The organism is Mycobacterium kiyosense (assembly GCA_021654635.1).
Classification (GTDB): Bacteria; Actinomycetota; Actinomycetes; order Mycobacteriales; family Mycobacteriaceae; genus Mycobacterium; species Mycobacterium kiyosense.
Window position 1 is genome coordinate 4,296,786 of record AP025179.1, and the last position, 17,007, is coordinate 4,313,792.

The window sequence follows — 17,007 nt, forward strand, 5'->3', positions numbered from 1 at the left end:
TCGCTACGGAACCCGCGTCCACGGTTGGCAGTTCTGCGATTCGAAGGCCTTGACCGATGTGTTGATGTTGGCGAACATCGGCCCGACCGAGATATTCGTCTGCAGGACATGCTCTTTGTTCGCATCCGGCGTGCTGTAGGTGAACCAGGCGCACATCGAATCCTGGGTCGGCACATTGTTGATCCAGACGCCGAACGTCGACGCCGACCCGGCCGTACGGTAGAGCCCCGGGACGATGTCGGGTCCCACGACGAAGACACCGTTACCCGGGATGGGATCCAGCGGTTCGGCAACGGCGGGTGGCGCCAGTGGGATCGCCGACAGGCAGGCGAGCGCTGCGGCCGATGCGCGGGAAGCGAACGTGTGCGGCATTTGGTTCTTCCTCTCATGCCACCCCCAGGCACAGTATGCCGTTTCGCGCAAGTCACCACCACGGGCCGATCCGTTGTCTGACCATCACTTTTGGGCACCTCTGGAGGTCGTTGGCCGCTCCCGGACTCGATATTGCGGGCGATATCTGTTGTGCGGCTTGCTTTTTCGGTATCTCCGCCATTCGGCGGCGTGGGCTATCCACAGTTGAGGGTTGATCCACAGGCTTGCTTTTGGGCTGGCGACGGCCGGGGTGGTGTCGCCGCGGGGCGATTTCATTCGAACATGCTTGCGAACACGCGTGCGGAGATCGTCGAGGTCCTCGACGCGTGTGATGCGGCCGTCGAGCGGTTGTGTGAGTTGCGGTTTGAGGTGCTGAGCACCCCGGAGCGGATGGCGATCCTGGAGCGCTTGGAGACGGTGGCGCGGCGGCTGCCGGTGCCGCAGCATCAGCTGCTCAACCAGTTGGGCACCGCCACCAAAGAGGAGCTGGGCGACACCCTGCGCAATACGCTGGCCGACCGGCTGCGCATCACCCGCGCCCAGGCCAGCCGGCGCATCGCCGACGCCGCCGACCTCGGTCCCCGGATGTCGCTGACGGGGGAGCCGCTGCCCCCGAAGCTGGCCGCCACCGCCGCCGCCCAACGCCGCGGCCGCATCGGCAGTGAGCACGTGGCGGAAATCCGCAAATTCTTCACACACCTGCCCGCCGACATCGACGCCGGCACCCGCGAACACGCCGAAGCCGACCTGGCCGACCAAGCCGCCACCACCCGGCCCGACGAGGTCGCCGACTACGCCACCGCACTACTGACCTACCTGCACCCCGACGGGGAATTCTCCGACGACGAACGCGCGAAAAAGCGCGGCCTGAGTCTGGGCAAACAAGACCCCGACGGCATGTCCAAACTCACCGGCTGGATCACCCCCGCGCTGCGCGCCGCCCTGCAAGCCGCCTGGGCCAAGCTGGCCGCCCCCGGCATCGCCAACCCCGACGACCACCTGCCCCACATCGACGAGGGCGAGCCCGACCCCGAGGCGGTCCGCCGCGACACCCGCACCACGGCTCAGCGTCAGCACGATGGGCTGCAGGCCGGGCTGCTGGCGCTGCTGGCCTGCGGCAAACTCGGCCACCATAACGGGTTGCCGGTCACCCTGATCGTCACCACCACCTGACCGAATTGGAAGCCGGCACCGGCAAAGCCCGCACCGGCGGCGGCAGTCTAGTGCCGATGTCCGATGTGATCCGCTGGTCGGGCGCCGCGCACCCCTACCTCGCCCTGTTCGACGGCGCCACACCGCTGGCCCTCTACCACACCAAGCGGCTGGCCAACCGCGCCCAACGCCTGATCCTGTATGCCCGCGACCGCGGCTGCACCGCCCCGGCTGCACCACCCCGGCCTACCACTGCCAGGTCCATCACCTCACCGCCTGGCAAACCTGCCACAGCACCCACATCACCAACCTCGCCCTGGCCTGCGGCATCCACAACCGCCTCGCCGACAAAGGCTGGACCACCCACACCACCAGCCGCGGCCTCACCCAATGGCTACCCCCACCCACCTCGACCACGGCCAACCCCGCATCAACACCTTCCACCACCCCGAACGCCGCTACCCACCCGACGACGACGCCGATCCCTAGGGGCGCAACGACTTCGGCGTACCCGCGGAGCGCGAACGTGCTCCGTGATCGGTGACGCCTCGGCCGCCTGCTGGGTGAAGCAGCCATTGTGGCGCACGGCGCGCCGGGACGTACGACGGGAACTCGAGCGCATGATGGAGCAGCGGCTGTTCAACCGCCGACGTCAGGCATCCGCCGCGGCTACTGCGGCGGCGCCGCAGCATCCGACGCCGGTTGCGCAACCACTCCCCGCTCGATGAGATGCTCGATCAGCGGAATAGCGCTGGCGGCAAGGTGTTCCGACATCGCCCGACGAGCCGACTCCTCGTTGCGCTCAGCCAGCGCGGCGAGCACCCGACGGTGGTCCTTGACGGCCTGGTCGGGCCAGTGCTCGATCATCGGGAACACCGATTCGGGCGCGTACCGGGTGATCTGAGACATCACCTGAGCCAACTTCGGCGAATCCGCGGCGATGTTGATCGCCCGGTGAAACTCGTGGTTGAGCCGGATGGTGCGCTCGTCATCGTGGTCTGCATAGGCCTCCTCCTCCAGCTGCGCCTGAATCTCTTTCAGTTCCCGCAGCTAGCTGGGCATCGGTGATGTGCGAGGCGGCCCGAGCCGCCAGCTCGCCACCCACGTGGGCCTGCACATTGGCGACATCGGCGAGGTCGCGCCGGGTCAAGGGCAGCACCTGGAAACCACGTCGGGGCTGTTGCGCGACAAGGCCTTCGGCGCGCAACGCGAACAACGCCTCACGCACCGGCGTGACGCTGACGCCCAGTTCTGCGGCTAACTGGTCCAACCGCACGTACTGACCGGCGGCGTAGGTGCCCTCGAAGATCCGCTTTCGGACAAAGGCCGCGACGTCCTCGGAAAGCTGAGGACGCGCACCGAAATCCGGAACCGTCATCGCCTCACATCCGATACTCGTCGAGCAGGCGTTTGCTGATGATCTGCTTCTGGATTTCGCTGGTTCCCTCGCCGATCAGCAGGAACGGCGCGTCACGCATCAGCCGCTCGATCTCGTACTCCTTGGAGTAACCGTAACCGCCGTGGATCCGGAAGCTCTGCTGCGTCACCTCCGAGCAGAATTCGCTGGCAAGGTATTTCGCCATTCCCGCCGCCACGTCGTTGCGCTCGCCGGAGTCCTTGAGCCGCGCCGCGTTGACCATCATCAGGTGCGCGGCTTCGACTTTGGTGGCCATCTCGGCCAGCTGGAACGCGATGGCCTGGTGCTCGGCGATCGGCTTACCGAACGTCTGGCGCTGCTGGGCATAGCGCACCGCCAACTCGAAGGCGCGGATACCGACGCCGCAGGCCCGCGCCGAAACGTTGACACGACCGACTTCGATGCCGTCCATCATCTGGAAGAAACCCTGCCCCGGCTTGCCGCCGAGAATGTCATCGGCGCTGGCACCGTAGCCGTCGAAGATGAGTTCGGTGGTGTCGATGCCTTTGTAGCCGAGCTTGTCGATCTTGCCGGGAATGATCAGGCCGGGCACGACTTCACCGAAGCCGACCGGCTTTTCGACCAGGAAGGCGGTCAGGTTGCGGTGCGGCTTGTCGGCGCCCTCGTCGGTGCGTACCAATACGGCGACCAGCGTGGAGCTGCCGCCGTTGGTCAGCCACATCTTCTGGCCGTCGATCGTGTAGGTGCCGTCCGCATTGCGGGTCGCGCGGGTCCGGATCGCGGCCACGTCGGAACCCAGCTCCGGCTCCGACATCGAGAAGGCGCCACGGGTTTCGCCGACCGCCATCCGCGGCAGGAAGCGCTGCTTCTGTTCCTCAGTGCCGTGCTGGCGCAACATGTAGGCCACGATGAAGTGGGTGTTGAGCACGCCGGACACGCTCATCCAGCCGCGCGCCAGCTCTTCCACGCACAACGCATAGGTCAGCAGCGACTCCCCCAGACCGCCGTACTCCTCGGGGATCATCAACCCGAACAGGCCCATCTCGCGCAAGCCGTCCACGATCGCCTGCGGGTAGGTGTCGCTGCGCTCGAGTTCGGGCGCGTTCGGAATAATCTCCTTATCGACGAACTGCCTTACCGTGGTGACGATCTCGGTCTGGATCTCGGTCAGGCCGAGGGTCTGGGCGAGTCTTGTCATTGCGTCCCTATCGTTTTCGCGGCCACCAGGCGCGCGATCTCCGCCGCGGTCAGACCCAGTTCGGAGAGCAGGTCGGCGGTGTCGGCCCCCAGCCCCGGCGCGGCGATGCTGGCCGGATGTTCACCGTCGAACGCCACCGGCAGGGCGGGAGCCAAATACTCCCCCACACCCGGCTGTTGCAACCGGGAAAACAGCGGATTCGCAGTCACTTTCGGGTCGGCGGCCACTTCGGCGAAGGTACGGTACCGCTCGAAGAGCACGGTGCTGCCCGAGAGCCCGGCCTCGATCTCTTCGGCGGTGTGGTCGGCGAACCAGGTGCCGAAAAGCCCGGAGAGTACGTCGCGGTAGCGGTATCGGTCACCCTCCGTGCCGAAGTCCGCACCCAGCGCGTCGGCCAGTGCGGCCATCGCCGCCCCGGTGCCGGTCACCTCGACCAGATCGCGAAAGTGCCTGCGCGTCAACAGCACCACCATGAACCTGGCTCCGTCGCGGCTGACGAAGTCCTGACCGTACTGGCCGAAAATGGAATTGCCGACCCGCGGTCGCTGGGTTCCGAGTATCTGCGGTTCGGTGAGCAGCCCGAGGTTGCCCGCGGTGGCCAGCGCAACGTCTTCCAGCGCCAGGGTGATTCGCGCACCCGATCCGGACTGGTCGCGGCGGTGCACCGCGGCGACCACGGCGAGTGCAGCGTACAGACCACAGCTGACGTCCCACGCCGGCAGCACGTGGTTGATCGGACCTGCGTAGTCAGCCGGACCGGTGACCAACGGGAATCCAATGGCCGCGTTCACGGTGTAGTCCACCCCGGTGGATCCGTCACCGCGCCCCAGCAATTGGAGGTGGATGACGTCGGATCGCTTGGCCGCCAATGCTTCATGGCTCAGCCAGGACAGCCCGGCCGAGTTGGTGACGACGATTCCGTCGCCTTCCACGATCAGCCGCTGCACCAGATCCTGTCCCTCGGGTGAGCGCAGATCGATGGTGGCCGAACGCTTTCCCTTGTTCAGTCCGGTCCAGTAGATCGAGGTGCCGTCCTCGGCCAGCGGCCACCGTTGGGTATCGGAGGCACCGCCGATCGGATCGACGCGGATCACCTGCGCACCGAGTTGACTCAGCGTCATGCCGCACAGCGGCGCGGCGACGAAGCTGGACACCTCGACGATGCGCACACCGGTCAGTGGCAGCGTCACAGCGCCCCGACCCGCTCGAAGATGGCAGCCAACCCCTGACCGCCGCCGATGCACATGGTCTCCAGGCCGTAGCGCGCCTGGCGCCGGTAGAGTTCACGCGCCAGAGTGGCCAGCATCCGGCCGCCGGTCGCCCCGACCGGGTGGCCCAGCGAGATGCCGGAGCCCAGCACATTGGTCCGGTCATGGTCGGCGGCGCCGAAGTTCCACTCCCGCATCACCGCGAGCGCCTGGGCGGCGAACGCCTCATTGAGCTCGATGAGGTCGATGTCGCTCAGCTTCAGGCCGGCCTTGGCCAGCGCGGCTTCGGTAGCGGGCACCGGCCCGATTCCCATGACGTTCGGCGCCACCCCGGCTTGCGCCCAGGACACCAACCGCACCAATGGCGTCAACCCGAGTTGGGCGGCCTTCTCCGGTGTGGTCACCACGCACATGGCGGCCGCGTCGTTCTGGCCACTGGCATTGCCGGCGGTCACCGTCGCATCCGGATCGTCTTTGCCGAGAACGGGTTTGAGCCTGCTCAACGACTCCACCGAGGTGTCGGCGCGGGGATGCTCGTCGGTGTCGATCCGCTCGTCGCCCGAGCGGGTGCGGACCGTGACCGGGATGATCTCTTCGGCTAGCAGGCCGTCCTTCTGCGCGGCCACCGCACGCTGGTGTGAGCGCACCGCGAGCTCGTCCTGTTCCTGCCGGGAGATGCCGTACTGCCGGCGCAGGTTCTCGGCGGTCTCCAGCATGCCGCCGGGCACCGGGTAGTTGCGGCCGCCGGCGGTGCTGCGGCCGCGGGCCAGGGCGTCGTGGATGCGCACCCCGGATCGCGCTCCGCCCCAACGCATATCGGTGGAATAGAACGTGACGTTGCTCATGCTCTCGCAGCCACCGGCAATCACCAGGTCGTCGTTGCCGGTGCTCACCTGCAGGCATGCCTGGATCACCGCCTGCAACCCCGAGCCGCAGCGACGGTCGACCTGCATGCCAGGCACCGTCACTGGCAGCCCGGCATCCAGCGCCACCACCCGACCGATGGCCGGGGCCTCGGCGCTGGGATAGCAGTGCCCCAGGATGACATCCCGGACCGCCTCGGGAGCGATGCCGGTGCGGTCGAGCAGACCCTGCAGGGCAGCGACGCCCAGCTCAACGGCGGACAGCGACTTGAACATTCCGCCGTAGCGGCCGATCGGAGTGCGGACCGGTTCGCAGATCACGGCCTCGTGCCGAGCGGTCACAGGTGTCGGCCCCCGGTGATCTCCATCACGGTCCCGGTCATGTAGGACGAGAGGTCAGAGGCCAGGAACAGGGCGACACTGGCCACTTCGCTGGGTTCACCGGCGCGGCCCATCGGCACCTCGGCGACCTTGGAGTCCCAAATCCGCTGCGGCATCGCTTCGGTCATCGCTGAACGAATCAGACCGGGCTGGATCGCGTTGACCCGAATACCCAGGTAGGCAAGCTCTTTGGCGGCGGCCTTGGTCATGCCGACGATGCCGGCCTTGGCCGCGGAGTAGTTGGTCTGCCCGATCATGCCGACCTTGCCCGAGATCGAGGACATGTTGATGATGACGCCGCGCTTCGTCTCGCGCATAACTGCGGCGGCCAACCGCGTGCCGTTCCAGGTGCCCTTCAGGTGCACTGCGATCACCTGGTCGAACTGTTCTTCGGTCATCTTGCGCATGGTCGCGTCGCGGGTGATGCCGGCGTTGTTGACCATGATGTCCAGCGCGCCGAAACGGTCGATCGCGGTCTGGATCAGGTTCTGCACCTCGTCCGCTTTCGTGACGTCGCAGCGGACCGCGACGGCCACCTGCTCGCCGCCCAGTTTCTCGGCCGCGGCCTGCGTCGCTTCGAGGTTGACATCACCGAGCACCACTCGCGCACCCTCGGCGATGAACCGCTCGGCAATGGCGAAACCAAGGCCTTGCGCACCCCCGGTGACCACCGCGGTCTGACCCTCCAGCAACGACATCTCGCTCCCTTTCCTGGCCCGAACCGGGCACTTCGGTCGTAAATCATATTTCATATATGATATTGGTTCACCCTATCAAGCCGGTCGAAGGAGCACCGAACGATGTCCGTTGCCGAGGTCTCCGACGAGGACTTCCGCGAGATCCTGGCGCAGACGCGCCATTTCGTGCGCACCGCGGTGATACCGCGCGAGCAGCAGATCCTCGACGACGATCAGGTGCCCGACGACCTGCGCGACCAGGCCAAGAAGATGGGCCTGTTCGGCTACGCGATCCCCCAGGAGTGGGGCGGGCTGGGCTTGAACCTGATCCAGGACGTCGAATTGGCCATGGAGTTGGGCTACACCTCGCTGGCGCTGCGGTCGATGTTCGGCACCAACAACGGCATCGCCGGGCAGGTGCTCGTCGGCTTCGGCACCGACGAACAGAAGGCGCGCTGGCTGGAGTCCATCGCATCAGGTGAAACCGTCGCCTCCTTCGCCCTCACCGAACCCGGCGCTGGCTCCAACCCGGCCGGCCTGAAGACCAAAGCCGTTCGCGATCAACAGGATTGGGTGATCGACGGCCAGAAGTGCTTCATCACCAACGCACCCGTCGCGAACCTGTTCATCGTCTTCGCCCGCACCCGGCCCGCCGACGAACGGGGGCCGGGCATCGCCGTCTTCCTGGTCCCGGCCGATACTCCCGGCGTCCAGGTCGGTGTCAAGGACGCCAAGATGGGCCAGGAGGGCGCCTGGACGGCCGACGTCACCTTCACCAATGTCCGGGTCGACGACAGCGCGTTGATCGGCGGCGCCGAGGACATCGGTTACCGGGCGGCCATGACCTCGCTGGCGCGCGGCCGCGTGCACATCGCCGCGCTGGCGGTCGGCGCGGCACAGCGTGCGCTGGACGAATCCGTGGCCTACGCCGCGACCGCGACACAGGGCGGCACGCCCATCGGGAAGTTCCAGTTGGTGCAGGCGATGCTGGCCGACCAGCAGACCGGGGTGCTCGCCGGGCGTGCGCTGGTCCGCGATACCGCACGCGCGTGGGTCGCAAACGAGGACCGGCGCATCGCGCCGTCGGCGGCCAAACTGTTCTGCACCGAGATGGCCGGCAAGGTCGCCGATCTGGCGGTGCAAGTGCACGGCGGCAGTGGCTACATGCGCGGCGTACCGGTGGAACGGATCTATCGCGACGTGCGGTTGCTGCGACTCTACGAGGGCACCAGCGAGATTCAGCGGTTGATCATCGGCGGCAACCTGGTCAAGGGAGCCCAGCGCTAAGCGGCAAGCTGGCACTTTCGCAGCAAGGCCGCGTTGACTCTGCGCCCAGGGCTTCGAAACGCGAGTGCGATGCGCCCTCAGCGCAGGATCGACCGCGCTGGGCAAGGACATCGGCGCCCGGCTGTTCATCTCGCCGCGCACCGTGCAAACGCATCTAACCCACGTCTACAGCAAGCTTGGGCTCACTTCGCGCATGCAACTGGTTCACGAAGCGGGGCGCCACAATTGACTGTCCGGCTCAGCCGATCAATTCCAGCGTGCCCAGATCGCGAACCGCCTGGCAGCCGCGAGCGAGCATGGTCAGCACCATGTCGTCGCCGCGCTCGGTGGAGCTGGCGAAGGCGAACCCGAACGCCGAGATCAGCAAGGCCTGCGGCACCCCGAGCCGGTAGTCCCGCCAACAGGTTTCACGGTCGTAGCCGCTCACCCCGTAATCACACAACGCCCGGTGATACTGCTCGACCAGCGATTCCTCGATGGCCGGCCGCAGTTGCGAATCCAGGCTGGTCGCGGTGAAGTAGGCGAGGTCGCGCGCCGGCAGCCCGACACCGAGCGTCTGCCAGTCCACTACGCTCACCCGGGTCCGTTGCGGGTCGAACAGCAGATTGTCCAGCCGGTAGTCGCCGTGCAGCAGCGCGAACCGGTCGTATTCGGACATCAGCCACGGCGCCACCAAACTCATTGTCGTGGAGAAGGTCTCGCGATCGGCTGCGGTCATCCGGTCGCCGAGTTTCTGCAGCGTGATATCCACGCTCATTTTCGCGACCTCGCCCATGCCCTTGGCGCCCTCGGCGTCCGGGCGCGCAAAAGCGATGCCCTGGAAGTCCAGCCAGACCGGATCACACCAGCTGGGTGCGTGCAGCCCGGCCAGCGCGGTGACCGCCAGCCGCGCCTCCTGCTCGCCGCAGCCGGCGAGTTGATCGCCCTGAACCGCGGGCGCCTGGTCGGCCAGCAACAAAGCGAAATTCGCTGCGTCCTCGCTGATTTCGCTGTAGAAGCAGTCCGGTGTCGGCACCTGTACCCGGTCGGCCACCGAGGCGTAGAACGCACACTCGCTGCGGTAGCCGAAGACCACCCGGTCGCGCACCGCGTCGTCCTGGGCCGGCAACTTGATCACGAACGTGGTGGGCAGCTCACCCTGATCCGAACCGTAACCGGCCGTCACCCGGTAGGTGGCGCCGGTCTGCCCGGTGCCGATCGGTTCGACGCGGGTCTCGCTCACCTCGACCGGGGTGCCGCGTTGGCTGAGCACCCGCGACAGCCATTCGGCGGTCACGTCGGTGGGATACCGGGGAATCGACATCAGGGCACTCACAACACGCCTCCCGCTACAGCCAGGCTGAACTCCCGACTGTAAGCCATACGGAAAGAGTTACGGCAGTCGTCCCCTCGCGAGGCTGACGGCACAGTGACAAATCCTGCCGAGGTTCGCAGCAGGGTCACCACGGCGGAACCGAAGCCAGCCGCCTACTCCGCGGCGATCCGCCATTCGGCCGCCTCGTGCTGCTGGCGCCAGAACTCGCTGAACCGGCCGCCCGCGGCCAGCAACTCGTCGACCGGCCCGTCCTCGACGACCCGTCCGTTCTCGACGAACAGGACCCGGTCGGCGTGCCGGATGCTGGCCAACCGGTGCGCCACGATCACCCTGGTGTGCGACTCCGGTTCGGCGGTCAGCGCTTCGACCACCGCGACCTCGTTCTCGTTGTCCAGGGCGCTGGTTGCCTCGTCGACCAGCAGGATCGGCGACCCTTTGAGCAGGGCACGGGCGATGCTCACCCGCTGGCGCTCGCCGCCGGACAGCGCCGAGCCCGCCTCGCCGACGACCGCGTCGACCCCGTCCGGCAGCCTGCCGGTCAGTTCGTCGACCCGGGCCAGCCGGATCGCCCGGGTGAACCGGTCTTCGTCGGCTCCCGGATCGCCGGCCAGCACGTTCTCCCGAATGGTCCCGTGAAACAGGTACGGATGCTGGAACACCACGCTGCTCGCGGCGCGACGGGCATCGGCGGTCAGTGCGGCGGCGTCGACACCGTCGATCAGGACGCGGCCGCGGGTCGGCTGATGCAGTCCGGCGATCAGCGCCAGCACCGTGCTCTTGCCGGATCCCGACGGACCGACGATCGCGGTCGCAGTACCCGGCTCCAGCGCGAAGCTGACACCGTCCAGCACCGGATGGCTGCCCCCGTCGTAACCGAAAGTGACACCGTCGAACTCGATGCGTGGCGCGGATTGGGAAGGCAGCGATTCGGCGCCGGCCGCAACCCTCGGCGCGGTCAGCACCGACCGGATGCGGTCGAGGGTGGCGCGGGTGCTCTCCAGAGCCGGCGCCAGTTCGCTGACGGTAGTGAAGGGCTCCAGGTAGCGGGCGATCACCACGATCAGCGCAATGGCCTCCGGCACGGTGAGCGTGCCGCCGACCGTCAAGGCCGTGGTGGCGCCGGCGAGCAGGATCAGCGCCACCTGGCTGGCGATGCTGAACAGCAACTGTCCCGGAATCTGCATACCCAGCAGCCGGATCGTCGCACTGTGCTGCCTGCTCAACGCGTCGCCGACCATGCTGCGGGCCGGCTCGACACGGCGCGCGGCACGCAACGCCTGCTGGGTACGGGCGAATTCGATGATCCGCTCGGTCAGCGCGCTGTTGGCCGCACCGGCCGCGGCGTCGGCTTTGCGCGACAGCCGCACCGACGCCCACAGCGCGGCCAGCATCAGCGGCACCCCGGCCAGCGCGGCCGCACCGAGTTGCCAGGAGATCGGCAACAGCACCAGGGCGATGACCGCGGGCAGCAGCACCGCGCTGATCAGTGGCGTCAGCAGGTTGACCACCAGGCCGACCAGTTCGGGACCGGTCGAGGCGATGGCTTGCCGTGTGGTCGCGGTGTTTTCGGCGGTGAACCAGTCCAGCCGGACATCGGGGAGCCGGTCGGCCACGTCGTGCTGGGTGTGGTCCAATACGGCGAAGCCCAAGTCGAATCCGAGGCGCGCGGTGGTGGTGTCGATCAACCAGCCGAGCACGGTCGCCGCGGTCAGCCAGCCCAGCCACACCAGCGCCTGCCGCGGGGTGTCGCCGAACAACGCGGCAACCAACGGGACCAGTAGCACGGTGCCGACCGCCCGAACGACCACCGAGACGAAAGTCAGTGTCGCATAAGCGATCACCTTGCTCCGGCGCTCGGCCGGTACCAGGCTGAGCCAGGCGCGGATCATCGGGCACCCTCCTGACCGGCGCTGACAGCCGCCCGGGGCCGGCCGGTATCCCAGAGGCGGCGGTAGCGGCCATCGGCGGCCAGCAACTCGTCGTGGGTGCCGCGCTCGACGATGCGTCCGTGGTCGAGCACGACGATCTGGTCCGCACCGGTGACGGTGTGCAGCCGGTGCGCGATCACCAACACGGTTCGGTCCTGAGTCAGCCGGTTGAGCGCTTGCTGCACAAGGTATTCCGATTCCGGGTCGGCGTAGGCGGTGGCTTCGTCGAGAATCAGCACCGGGGTGTCGGCCAGGATCGCGCGGGCGATCGTCAGGCGTTGGCGTTCCCCACCGGACAGCGCGGCCGCGGCGCCCAGCACGGTGTCATAGCCCTGCGGCAGCCGCAGGATGCGGTCGTGGATCTGCGCCTGCGTGGCCGCGGACTGAATCTGCTCACGGGTGGCGTCGGGCACGGCCAGCGCGATGTTCTCGGCGACGGTGCCGTGCACCAGCTGGGTCTCCTGCAGCACGAATCCGACGCGGGTGTAGAGTTCGTCGGCGGTCAACGACCGAATGTCTTGTCCGCCAACCCGGATGGACCCGGCCTGGATGTCGTGGAACCTGGCCAGCAGCGCGGCCAGCGTGGACTTTCCGGAACCGGACGGACCGACCAGGGCGGTCACGGTGCCGGGCCGCAACTGCAGCGACACGTCGCGGATCACCGGCACGTCCGGGCGGTAGCCGAAGCTGACGGCGTCGAACACCACACCCGCGGCGGAGTGGGAAACCGGCAGCTCTTCGACGGTGAGCTCCGGTTCGGCGAGCGCGATCTGCAGGCGCCGTGCGGCCAGCATGCCGCCCCTGATGCCGCCGAGCCCGTAGCCGATGCCGAGCAGCCGGGCCCCGAAGGTGGTGCCCAGCAACAAGAACGGCAGCAGATCGACCGGATTCATCCGGTGGGTGACCACCAGCAGCGTGCCGGTGGTCGCGATCAGCCACAGGAACGTCGCGGGACGGGTGGCCAGATCCATCAGCGTCTTCTTGCCGGTGAACGGCCGCTGCCAGGCGACGAGGAAGCCGACGTACTGGTCGAGCAGCCGCCGGAAGTTCGAGGCGGCGGCGCCCCCGAACACCCGGATCACCGGCTGGCCTTCCAGGTAGGCGCCGGCTTCGGTGTTCATCCGCTCCGCCCACCGCTGGGCCTGCGCGATGCGTGGCCCGGACTGGACCATCATCACCGACATCGTCACCAGGTAGACCAGCACGGGCACGAACAGCACCAGCCCCACTCGCCAGTCGACGACGAACAGATACAGCAGCACCGCCACCGGGGCCACCACGGCGTTGACCGCGTCCGGGATGGCGTGGGTGACCAGATAGTGCAGGGACAGCGTGTCGTCGCTCACCAACTGCTTGATCGCCCCCGACCCGCGGGCGGTGAACCAGCCCAGCGGCAGCCGGGACAGCTTGGCGAGCAGCCGGGAACGCAGGTCGGTGGCGAACCGCGCGTCGACCACGTGCAGCCACAGCGTCAGCGCCGAACCGAGCAGCACGCCCAATCCCAACAGCGACACCGCCCACAGCCCGAGATTCCACAACCGGGACTCCTCAGCGCCGGCGGCCAGCAACCGGGCAAGCTCGACCAGCAGCACGAACGGCGCCAACTGCACCAGCGTGACGATGGCCTGCAGCACCCCGGAGACGATCAGCGCCGAGCGCAACGGCGCCAGCAACTGGCCGGCGGCCTGCGCGCGCCAGCTGCCCCGGGTGGCCGGCACGGCTGGCGCCTCGACGGATTCCGGTTGCGCCGCAACAACTTCCGGTTCAGCCGCGGGCGCCTCAGCGGGCTCGTCGCCGCGCCGGGTACCCATCTCCTTGCCGGCGCTCCAATACGCCTGCGCGTGAATCTCGGACTTGGGGAACCCGAACTCGTCGCGTAGCCGTTTGCGGACGTGCTTGAGCGCGTTGGCTTCCGGGGTCGCCCAGCAGTACCAGTTCGACCAGTCGCGACTCTCGATCGCGTTGGCCAGTGCCTTCTCGTCCCGTCGGGGCACCCCAGTGCACCCGCACCCGGGGATGCGGCGTGATCGGGATCAGCGGGTCGTTGTCGTGGTGCTGTTCGAGGTACGTCTCGATCGGGATGTCATCCGGGACGGTTTCGATGATCCCGTTGATCCCGGGGAATGGACGCCGAGTCACCGATCAGCAGGTATCCGGCCGGCTGTTCCTCGGGCACGTCGAAGCGCGTGGAGCCCATCAGCACCATCACCGCGATGCTGGCGCCGGGTGCGACGTTGCGGGCCCAGGTCGATGCGGGTCCGGCCGGCTCGTGCAGCACCACGTCGACGGCGAACCGACCGGTGGCCGGGTCGGCTTCGGAAAGGGTGTAGCCGCGCTGGAATTCGGTCTTGGATCCTTTCGGATCCGGGAACCAGAACCGCAACCACGCCGCCGGCTCGGGCTCGACCTCGTCGAACAGCGTCGTCGACTCCATCCGGACCCGCACCATATGCGGTGCGATCAGCTGGGTTTCAAGCACCGTCGCCATATGGTCGCGCGCGCCGTAGCCCCTCATCACCACGCCGGAAAATCCGCGTGCCATCAACGGTCCTCTCCCGCGGCGGTGTGGCCGCCACGACTTCGGTGATCGGACGCCCGGGCGGGATCTCCCCGACCAGCCCCTTGATCGACGCGGCCAGCAACAGCCGCACGTACTCCGCACTCGCCAACTCCGGGAGCACACCGTGTGCGGCGCCCAGCCGCGGGTGCCCGGCCAGCCGCTGCGCCACGGCGTCGCGTTCCGCCGCGAACCTGTCGGCCTGGTCGCCACCGGTAGTGCTGGTGTTGCTTTCTTCGCGGGCGGCCAGGCTGATCGCCAGGGTGGCGACGGCGCTGCTCAACACGATCGCCGCCTCTTCGGCGTAGCCGCGCCGACTCAGCGCATCGACCTCGGTGACCAGCAACCGCACCCCGGCGTCGCCGCGTGGGAACAGCACCTGCAGATAGGACGCCAGACCGGGATGCTCGACGGTGTAGTGCCACAGCTGCAGCCCGAAGGACAGCAGGTGGCCTTCGATGCCGTCGTCGGGGTCGTCGCGCAGTTCGAGCTCGGCGAGCAGACTCTCGCCGACCAGTCGCTCCAACTCCCAGCGACTCTCCACGTGCCGGTACAGCGCGGTCGCCGAGACCCCGAGTCGTGCGGCGACCGCGTTGACGCTCAGCCGCCGCAGACCCAACTCGCGACCGACGCGGACCACGTCGTCCACCGCGATCAGCGCTGGACGGCCGCCTACCCGCGACGTCACGGTGCTCATATCCAGGCCCACCCCGAGCTAGTAAGTTACCCCCACAAACTAAGGGTTGCCTTACTGCAGGTCAACTCCGGGTGCTCTGCGGCACTACAGGCCCTTGGGCGCATCCTTGACGGCTTGCACCGCGGACTCGTCGCCCTCGAAGTCCACCCGGGCGGTCCGGCCGACGGCGAACAGCAGCAATTCCTCGGGATTGCCAGTGACGGTAACGGCCGGGCCGTGGCCGGCGATCAGGATCGTCTTGCCGTCGTTGGTGCGCAGGGCCACCCGGCCCGGCACCTTCGACAGGGTCAGCCGGCCCATCAGCGGCACGGTTTTGCGCAGCCGCTCGACGAGCTTCGGCTCCAGTTCGCGCGGCTCCCAGCCGGGCTGGGCGCGGCGGACGTCCTCGTTGTGGATGAACATCTCGGCGACGTTGGCCACCGCGTCGAGCAGTTTGAACGGCGAGTAGGCGGGCGGGCCGGAGGCGACCTTGTCCACCAGCGTCTCCCAGTCCGTCTCCTGAGCGACCTTGTTCTGCAGCTTATCGGTGTGGCCGGCGAAGTACGGGATGAGGATGCCCGGCGCGGCGTCCGGGCGGTACTCCCTGATCACCAGGTGGGCCGCCAGATCTCGGGTGTCCCAGCCCTCGCAGAGGGTGGGGGCGTCGGGGCCGGCGCTGCGCATGGTCTCTACCAGAGCGGCACGCTCGCGTCGTGCGACGGACAATTCCGCCCTCCCTTCATTCGTCGGGGCGTTCGGAGGATCGTATCCCGGCCCGCCGGGCGGCTCACGCCGCCCGCAGCTCCCGCAGTGCGGTGCGCAGACCGCGCCGCTTTCCGGTCTCCGGGTCGACGAAGCTGTCCCGGACGCCCTTGCGGATCGCGAACTTGCGTTCCGAGCGGGTCTCCGGCGCGTCGTCGGAGGAGGCCTTGAGGTACTTGTCCGGCAACGCCAGCTTCAGGATCGTCCAGAACGACTGGAAGTACTGTCGCCCAAGCGATCCCGTGGTGTAGGGCAGGTCGTACTTGTCGCACAGTTCGCGCACCCGCACTGCGATCTCCGCGTACCGGTTGCTGGGCAGGTCCGGGAACAGGTGATGCTCGATCTGGTAGCACAGGTTCCCGCTGACGAACGCCATGATCGGTCCGGCGTTGAAGTTCGCCGATCCGAGCATCTGCCGCAGGTACCACTCGCCCTTGGTCTCGTTCTCGAACTCCTCGACGGTGAATTTCTCGGCGCCGTCCGGGAAGTGGCCGCAGAAGATCACCATGTACGCCCAGTAGTTGCGAATCAGGTTGGCCGTCATATTGGCCTTGATGGTGTGCTTCCAGTTGCGTCCGGTCAGCGCCGGGAAGACCACGTAGTCCTTGCCGGCCTGCTTGGCGACCTTCTTGCCGATGATGCGCAGATCCTTGCGGGCCTCGGCCCAGGTCTTCTCCTTCTTGCGCAGCTTCTTGGACTCGATGTGGTGCAGCGCCACCCCCCATTCGAACAGGGTGCCCAGCAGCATGTTGTAGATCGGGTTGCCGAGATAGTAAGGCTCCCAAGGCTCGTCGCGGGTGACGCGCATGATGCCGTACCCGACATCGGCGTCCAGGTCCACGACGTTGGTGTACTTGTGGTGCACGAAATTGTGCGAGTGCTTCCACTGCACGCTCGGGCAGGTGGTATCCCACTCCCATTCGGTGGAGTGGATCTCTGGGTCGTTCATCCAGTCCCATTGCCCGTGGGTGATGTTGTGGCCCAGTTCCATGTTCTCGATGATCTTGGCCATCGCGAGCATTCCCGTGCCGGCCAGCCACGCGTAGCGGTTCCGGCTGGCGAACAACGCAGCTCGGCCGCCGGCGGCCAGCGCCCGCTGCAACTGGATGGAGCGCCGGATGTAGCGTGCGTCGCGTTCGCCGCGGGACTCCTCGATGTCGGCGCGGATCGCGTCCAATTCTTGAGCGAGTTGCTCGATGTCCTCGGTGGTGAGGTGGGCGTATTCCTTGATGTCGGTGATAGCCATGTAATTT

At 67.5% G+C, this 17,007-nt stretch carries 11 protein-coding genes and 4 pseudogenes; 3 read left to right on the forward strand and 12 right to left on the reverse strand.

Annotated features, from left to right (window positions below):
* Positions 1–3: 3 nt before the first annotated feature.
* Entirely contained in the window at positions 4–372 is a 369-nt protein-coding gene (locus L6444_RS20170; protein ID WP_236976799.1) for a hypothetical protein, read from the reverse strand.
* 282 nt (positions 373–654) lie between these two features.
* Here L6444_RS20170 and L6444_RS20175 point away from each other — a divergent pair.
* Positions 655–2,013 (forward strand): annotated as a pseudogene (locus tag L6444_RS20175) (HNH endonuclease signature motif containing protein).
* A 180-nt stretch (positions 2,014–2,193) separates the two neighbouring features.
* On the opposite strand, the pseudogene L6444_RS20180 reads toward L6444_RS20175, so the two are convergent.
* The 5 genes and pseudogenes from L6444_RS20180 to fabG all read right to left on the reverse strand — a co-directional run bounded on the left by L6444_RS20180 (position 2,194) and on the right by fabG (position 7,250).
* Positions 2,194–2,902: pseudogene (locus tag L6444_RS20180) on the reverse strand (GntR family transcriptional regulator).
* Positions 2,903–2,906: 4 nt separating this feature from the next.
* Positions 2,907–4,100, reverse strand: coding sequence for an acyl-CoA dehydrogenase family protein (locus L6444_RS20185; protein WP_236976800.1), 1,194 nt, complete (start codon positions 4,098–4,100; stop codon positions 2,907–2,909).
* Positions 4,097–5,290, reverse strand: coding sequence for a CoA transferase (locus L6444_RS20190; protein ID WP_236976801.1), 1,194 nt, complete (start codon positions 5,288–5,290; stop codon positions 4,097–4,099). The genes L6444_RS20185 and L6444_RS20190 overlap by 4 nt, the downstream gene beginning before the upstream one ends.
* Entirely contained in the window at positions 5,287–6,513 is a 1,227-nt protein-coding gene (locus L6444_RS20195; RefSeq protein WP_236976802.1) for an acetyl-CoA C-acetyltransferase, read from the reverse strand. Before L6444_RS20195 ends, L6444_RS20190 begins: the two co-directional genes overlap by 4 nt.
* Complete coding sequence (gene fabG / locus L6444_RS20200) at positions 6,510–7,250, reverse strand: 3-oxoacyl-ACP reductase FabG (RefSeq protein WP_236976804.1); 741 nt, start codon at positions 7,248–7,250, stop codon at positions 6,510–6,512. The genes L6444_RS20195 and fabG overlap by 4 nt, the downstream gene beginning before the upstream one ends.
* Before the next feature lie 102 nt (positions 7,251–7,352).
* Here fabG and L6444_RS20205 point away from each other — a divergent pair, with 102 nt between their 5' ends.
* Positions 7,353–8,516 carry an acyl-CoA dehydrogenase family protein gene (locus L6444_RS20205; protein WP_236976806.1) on the forward strand — a complete coding sequence of 388 codons (1,164 nt, stop codon included), beginning with the start codon at positions 7,353–7,355 and terminating at the stop codon, positions 8,514–8,516.
* A 103-nt stretch (positions 8,517–8,619) separates the two neighbouring features.
* Positions 8,620–8,745 (forward strand): annotated as a pseudogene (locus L6444_RS30745) (response regulator transcription factor); the annotation flags it as partial.
* Positions 8,746–8,754: 9 nt separating this feature from the next.
* On the opposite strand, the gene L6444_RS20210 reads toward L6444_RS30745, so the two are convergent.
* From L6444_RS20210 to L6444_RS20235, 6 genes and pseudogenes are all read right to left on the reverse strand, one after another.
* Entirely contained in the window at positions 8,755–9,819 is a 1,065-nt protein-coding gene (locus L6444_RS20210; protein ID WP_236984290.1) for a phosphotransferase family protein, read from the reverse strand.
* Positions 9,820–9,983: 164 nt separating this feature from the next.
* On the reverse strand, positions 9,984–11,720 hold the full coding sequence (locus L6444_RS20215; protein WP_236976808.1) for an ABC transporter ATP-binding protein: 1,737 nt from the start codon (positions 11,718–11,720) through the stop codon (positions 9,984–9,986).
* A pseudogene (locus L6444_RS20220) lies at positions 11,717–14,301 on the reverse strand (ABC transporter ATP-binding protein/permease). The gene L6444_RS20215 and the pseudogene L6444_RS20220 overlap by 4 nt, the downstream one beginning before the upstream one ends.
* Positions 14,231–15,013, reverse strand: coding sequence for a TetR/AcrR family transcriptional regulator (locus L6444_RS20225; RefSeq protein WP_236976810.1), 783 nt, complete (start codon positions 15,011–15,013; stop codon positions 14,231–14,233). Before L6444_RS20225 ends, L6444_RS20220 begins: the two are co-directional and overlap by 71 nt.
* Positions 15,014–15,097: 84 nt before the next feature.
* Positions 15,098–15,718 (reverse strand): TIGR03085 family metal-binding protein, encoded by a 621-nt coding sequence (locus L6444_RS20230; protein ID WP_236976812.1) that lies wholly within the window; start codon positions 15,716–15,718, stop codon positions 15,098–15,100.
* A 61-nt stretch (positions 15,719–15,779) separates the two neighbouring features.
* Positions 15,780–17,000, reverse strand: a complete 1,221-nt coding sequence (locus tag L6444_RS20235) for a fatty acid desaturase family protein (RefSeq protein ID WP_236976814.1) — start codon at positions 16,998–17,000, stop codon at positions 15,780–15,782.
* Between the last annotated feature and the right edge of the window lie 7 nt (positions 17,001–17,007).

Coding starts and splice junctions, on each gene's coding strand:
- L6444_RS20210 (WP_236984290.1), bottom strand. CDS start 9,819: ATGTCGATTCCCCGGTATCCCACCGACGTGACCGCCGAATGGCTGTCG.
- L6444_RS20215 (WP_236976808.1), bottom strand. CDS start 11,720: ATGATCCGCGCCTGGCTCAGCCTGGTACCGGCCGAGCGCCGGAGCAAG.
- L6444_RS20185 (WP_236976800.1), bottom strand. CDS start 4,100: ATGACAAGACTCGCCCAGACCCTCGGCCTGACCGAGATCCAGACCGAG.
- L6444_RS20225 (WP_236976810.1), bottom strand. CDS start 15,013: ATGAGCACCGTGACGTCGCGGGTAGGCGGCCGTCCAGCGCTGATCGCG.
- L6444_RS20205 (WP_236976806.1), top strand. CDS start 7,353: ATGTCCGTTGCCGAGGTCTCCGACGAGGACTTCCGCGAGATCCTGGCG.
- L6444_RS20235 (WP_236976814.1), bottom strand. CDS start 17,000: ATGGCTATCACCGACATCAAGGAATACGCCCACCTCACCACCGAGGAC.
- fabG (WP_236976804.1), bottom strand. CDS start 7,250: ATGTCGTTGCTGGAGGGTCAGACCGCGGTGGTCACCGGGGGTGCGCAA.
- L6444_RS20170 (WP_236976799.1), bottom strand. CDS start 372: ATGCCGCACACGTTCGCTTCCCGCGCATCGGCCGCAGCGCTCGCCTGC.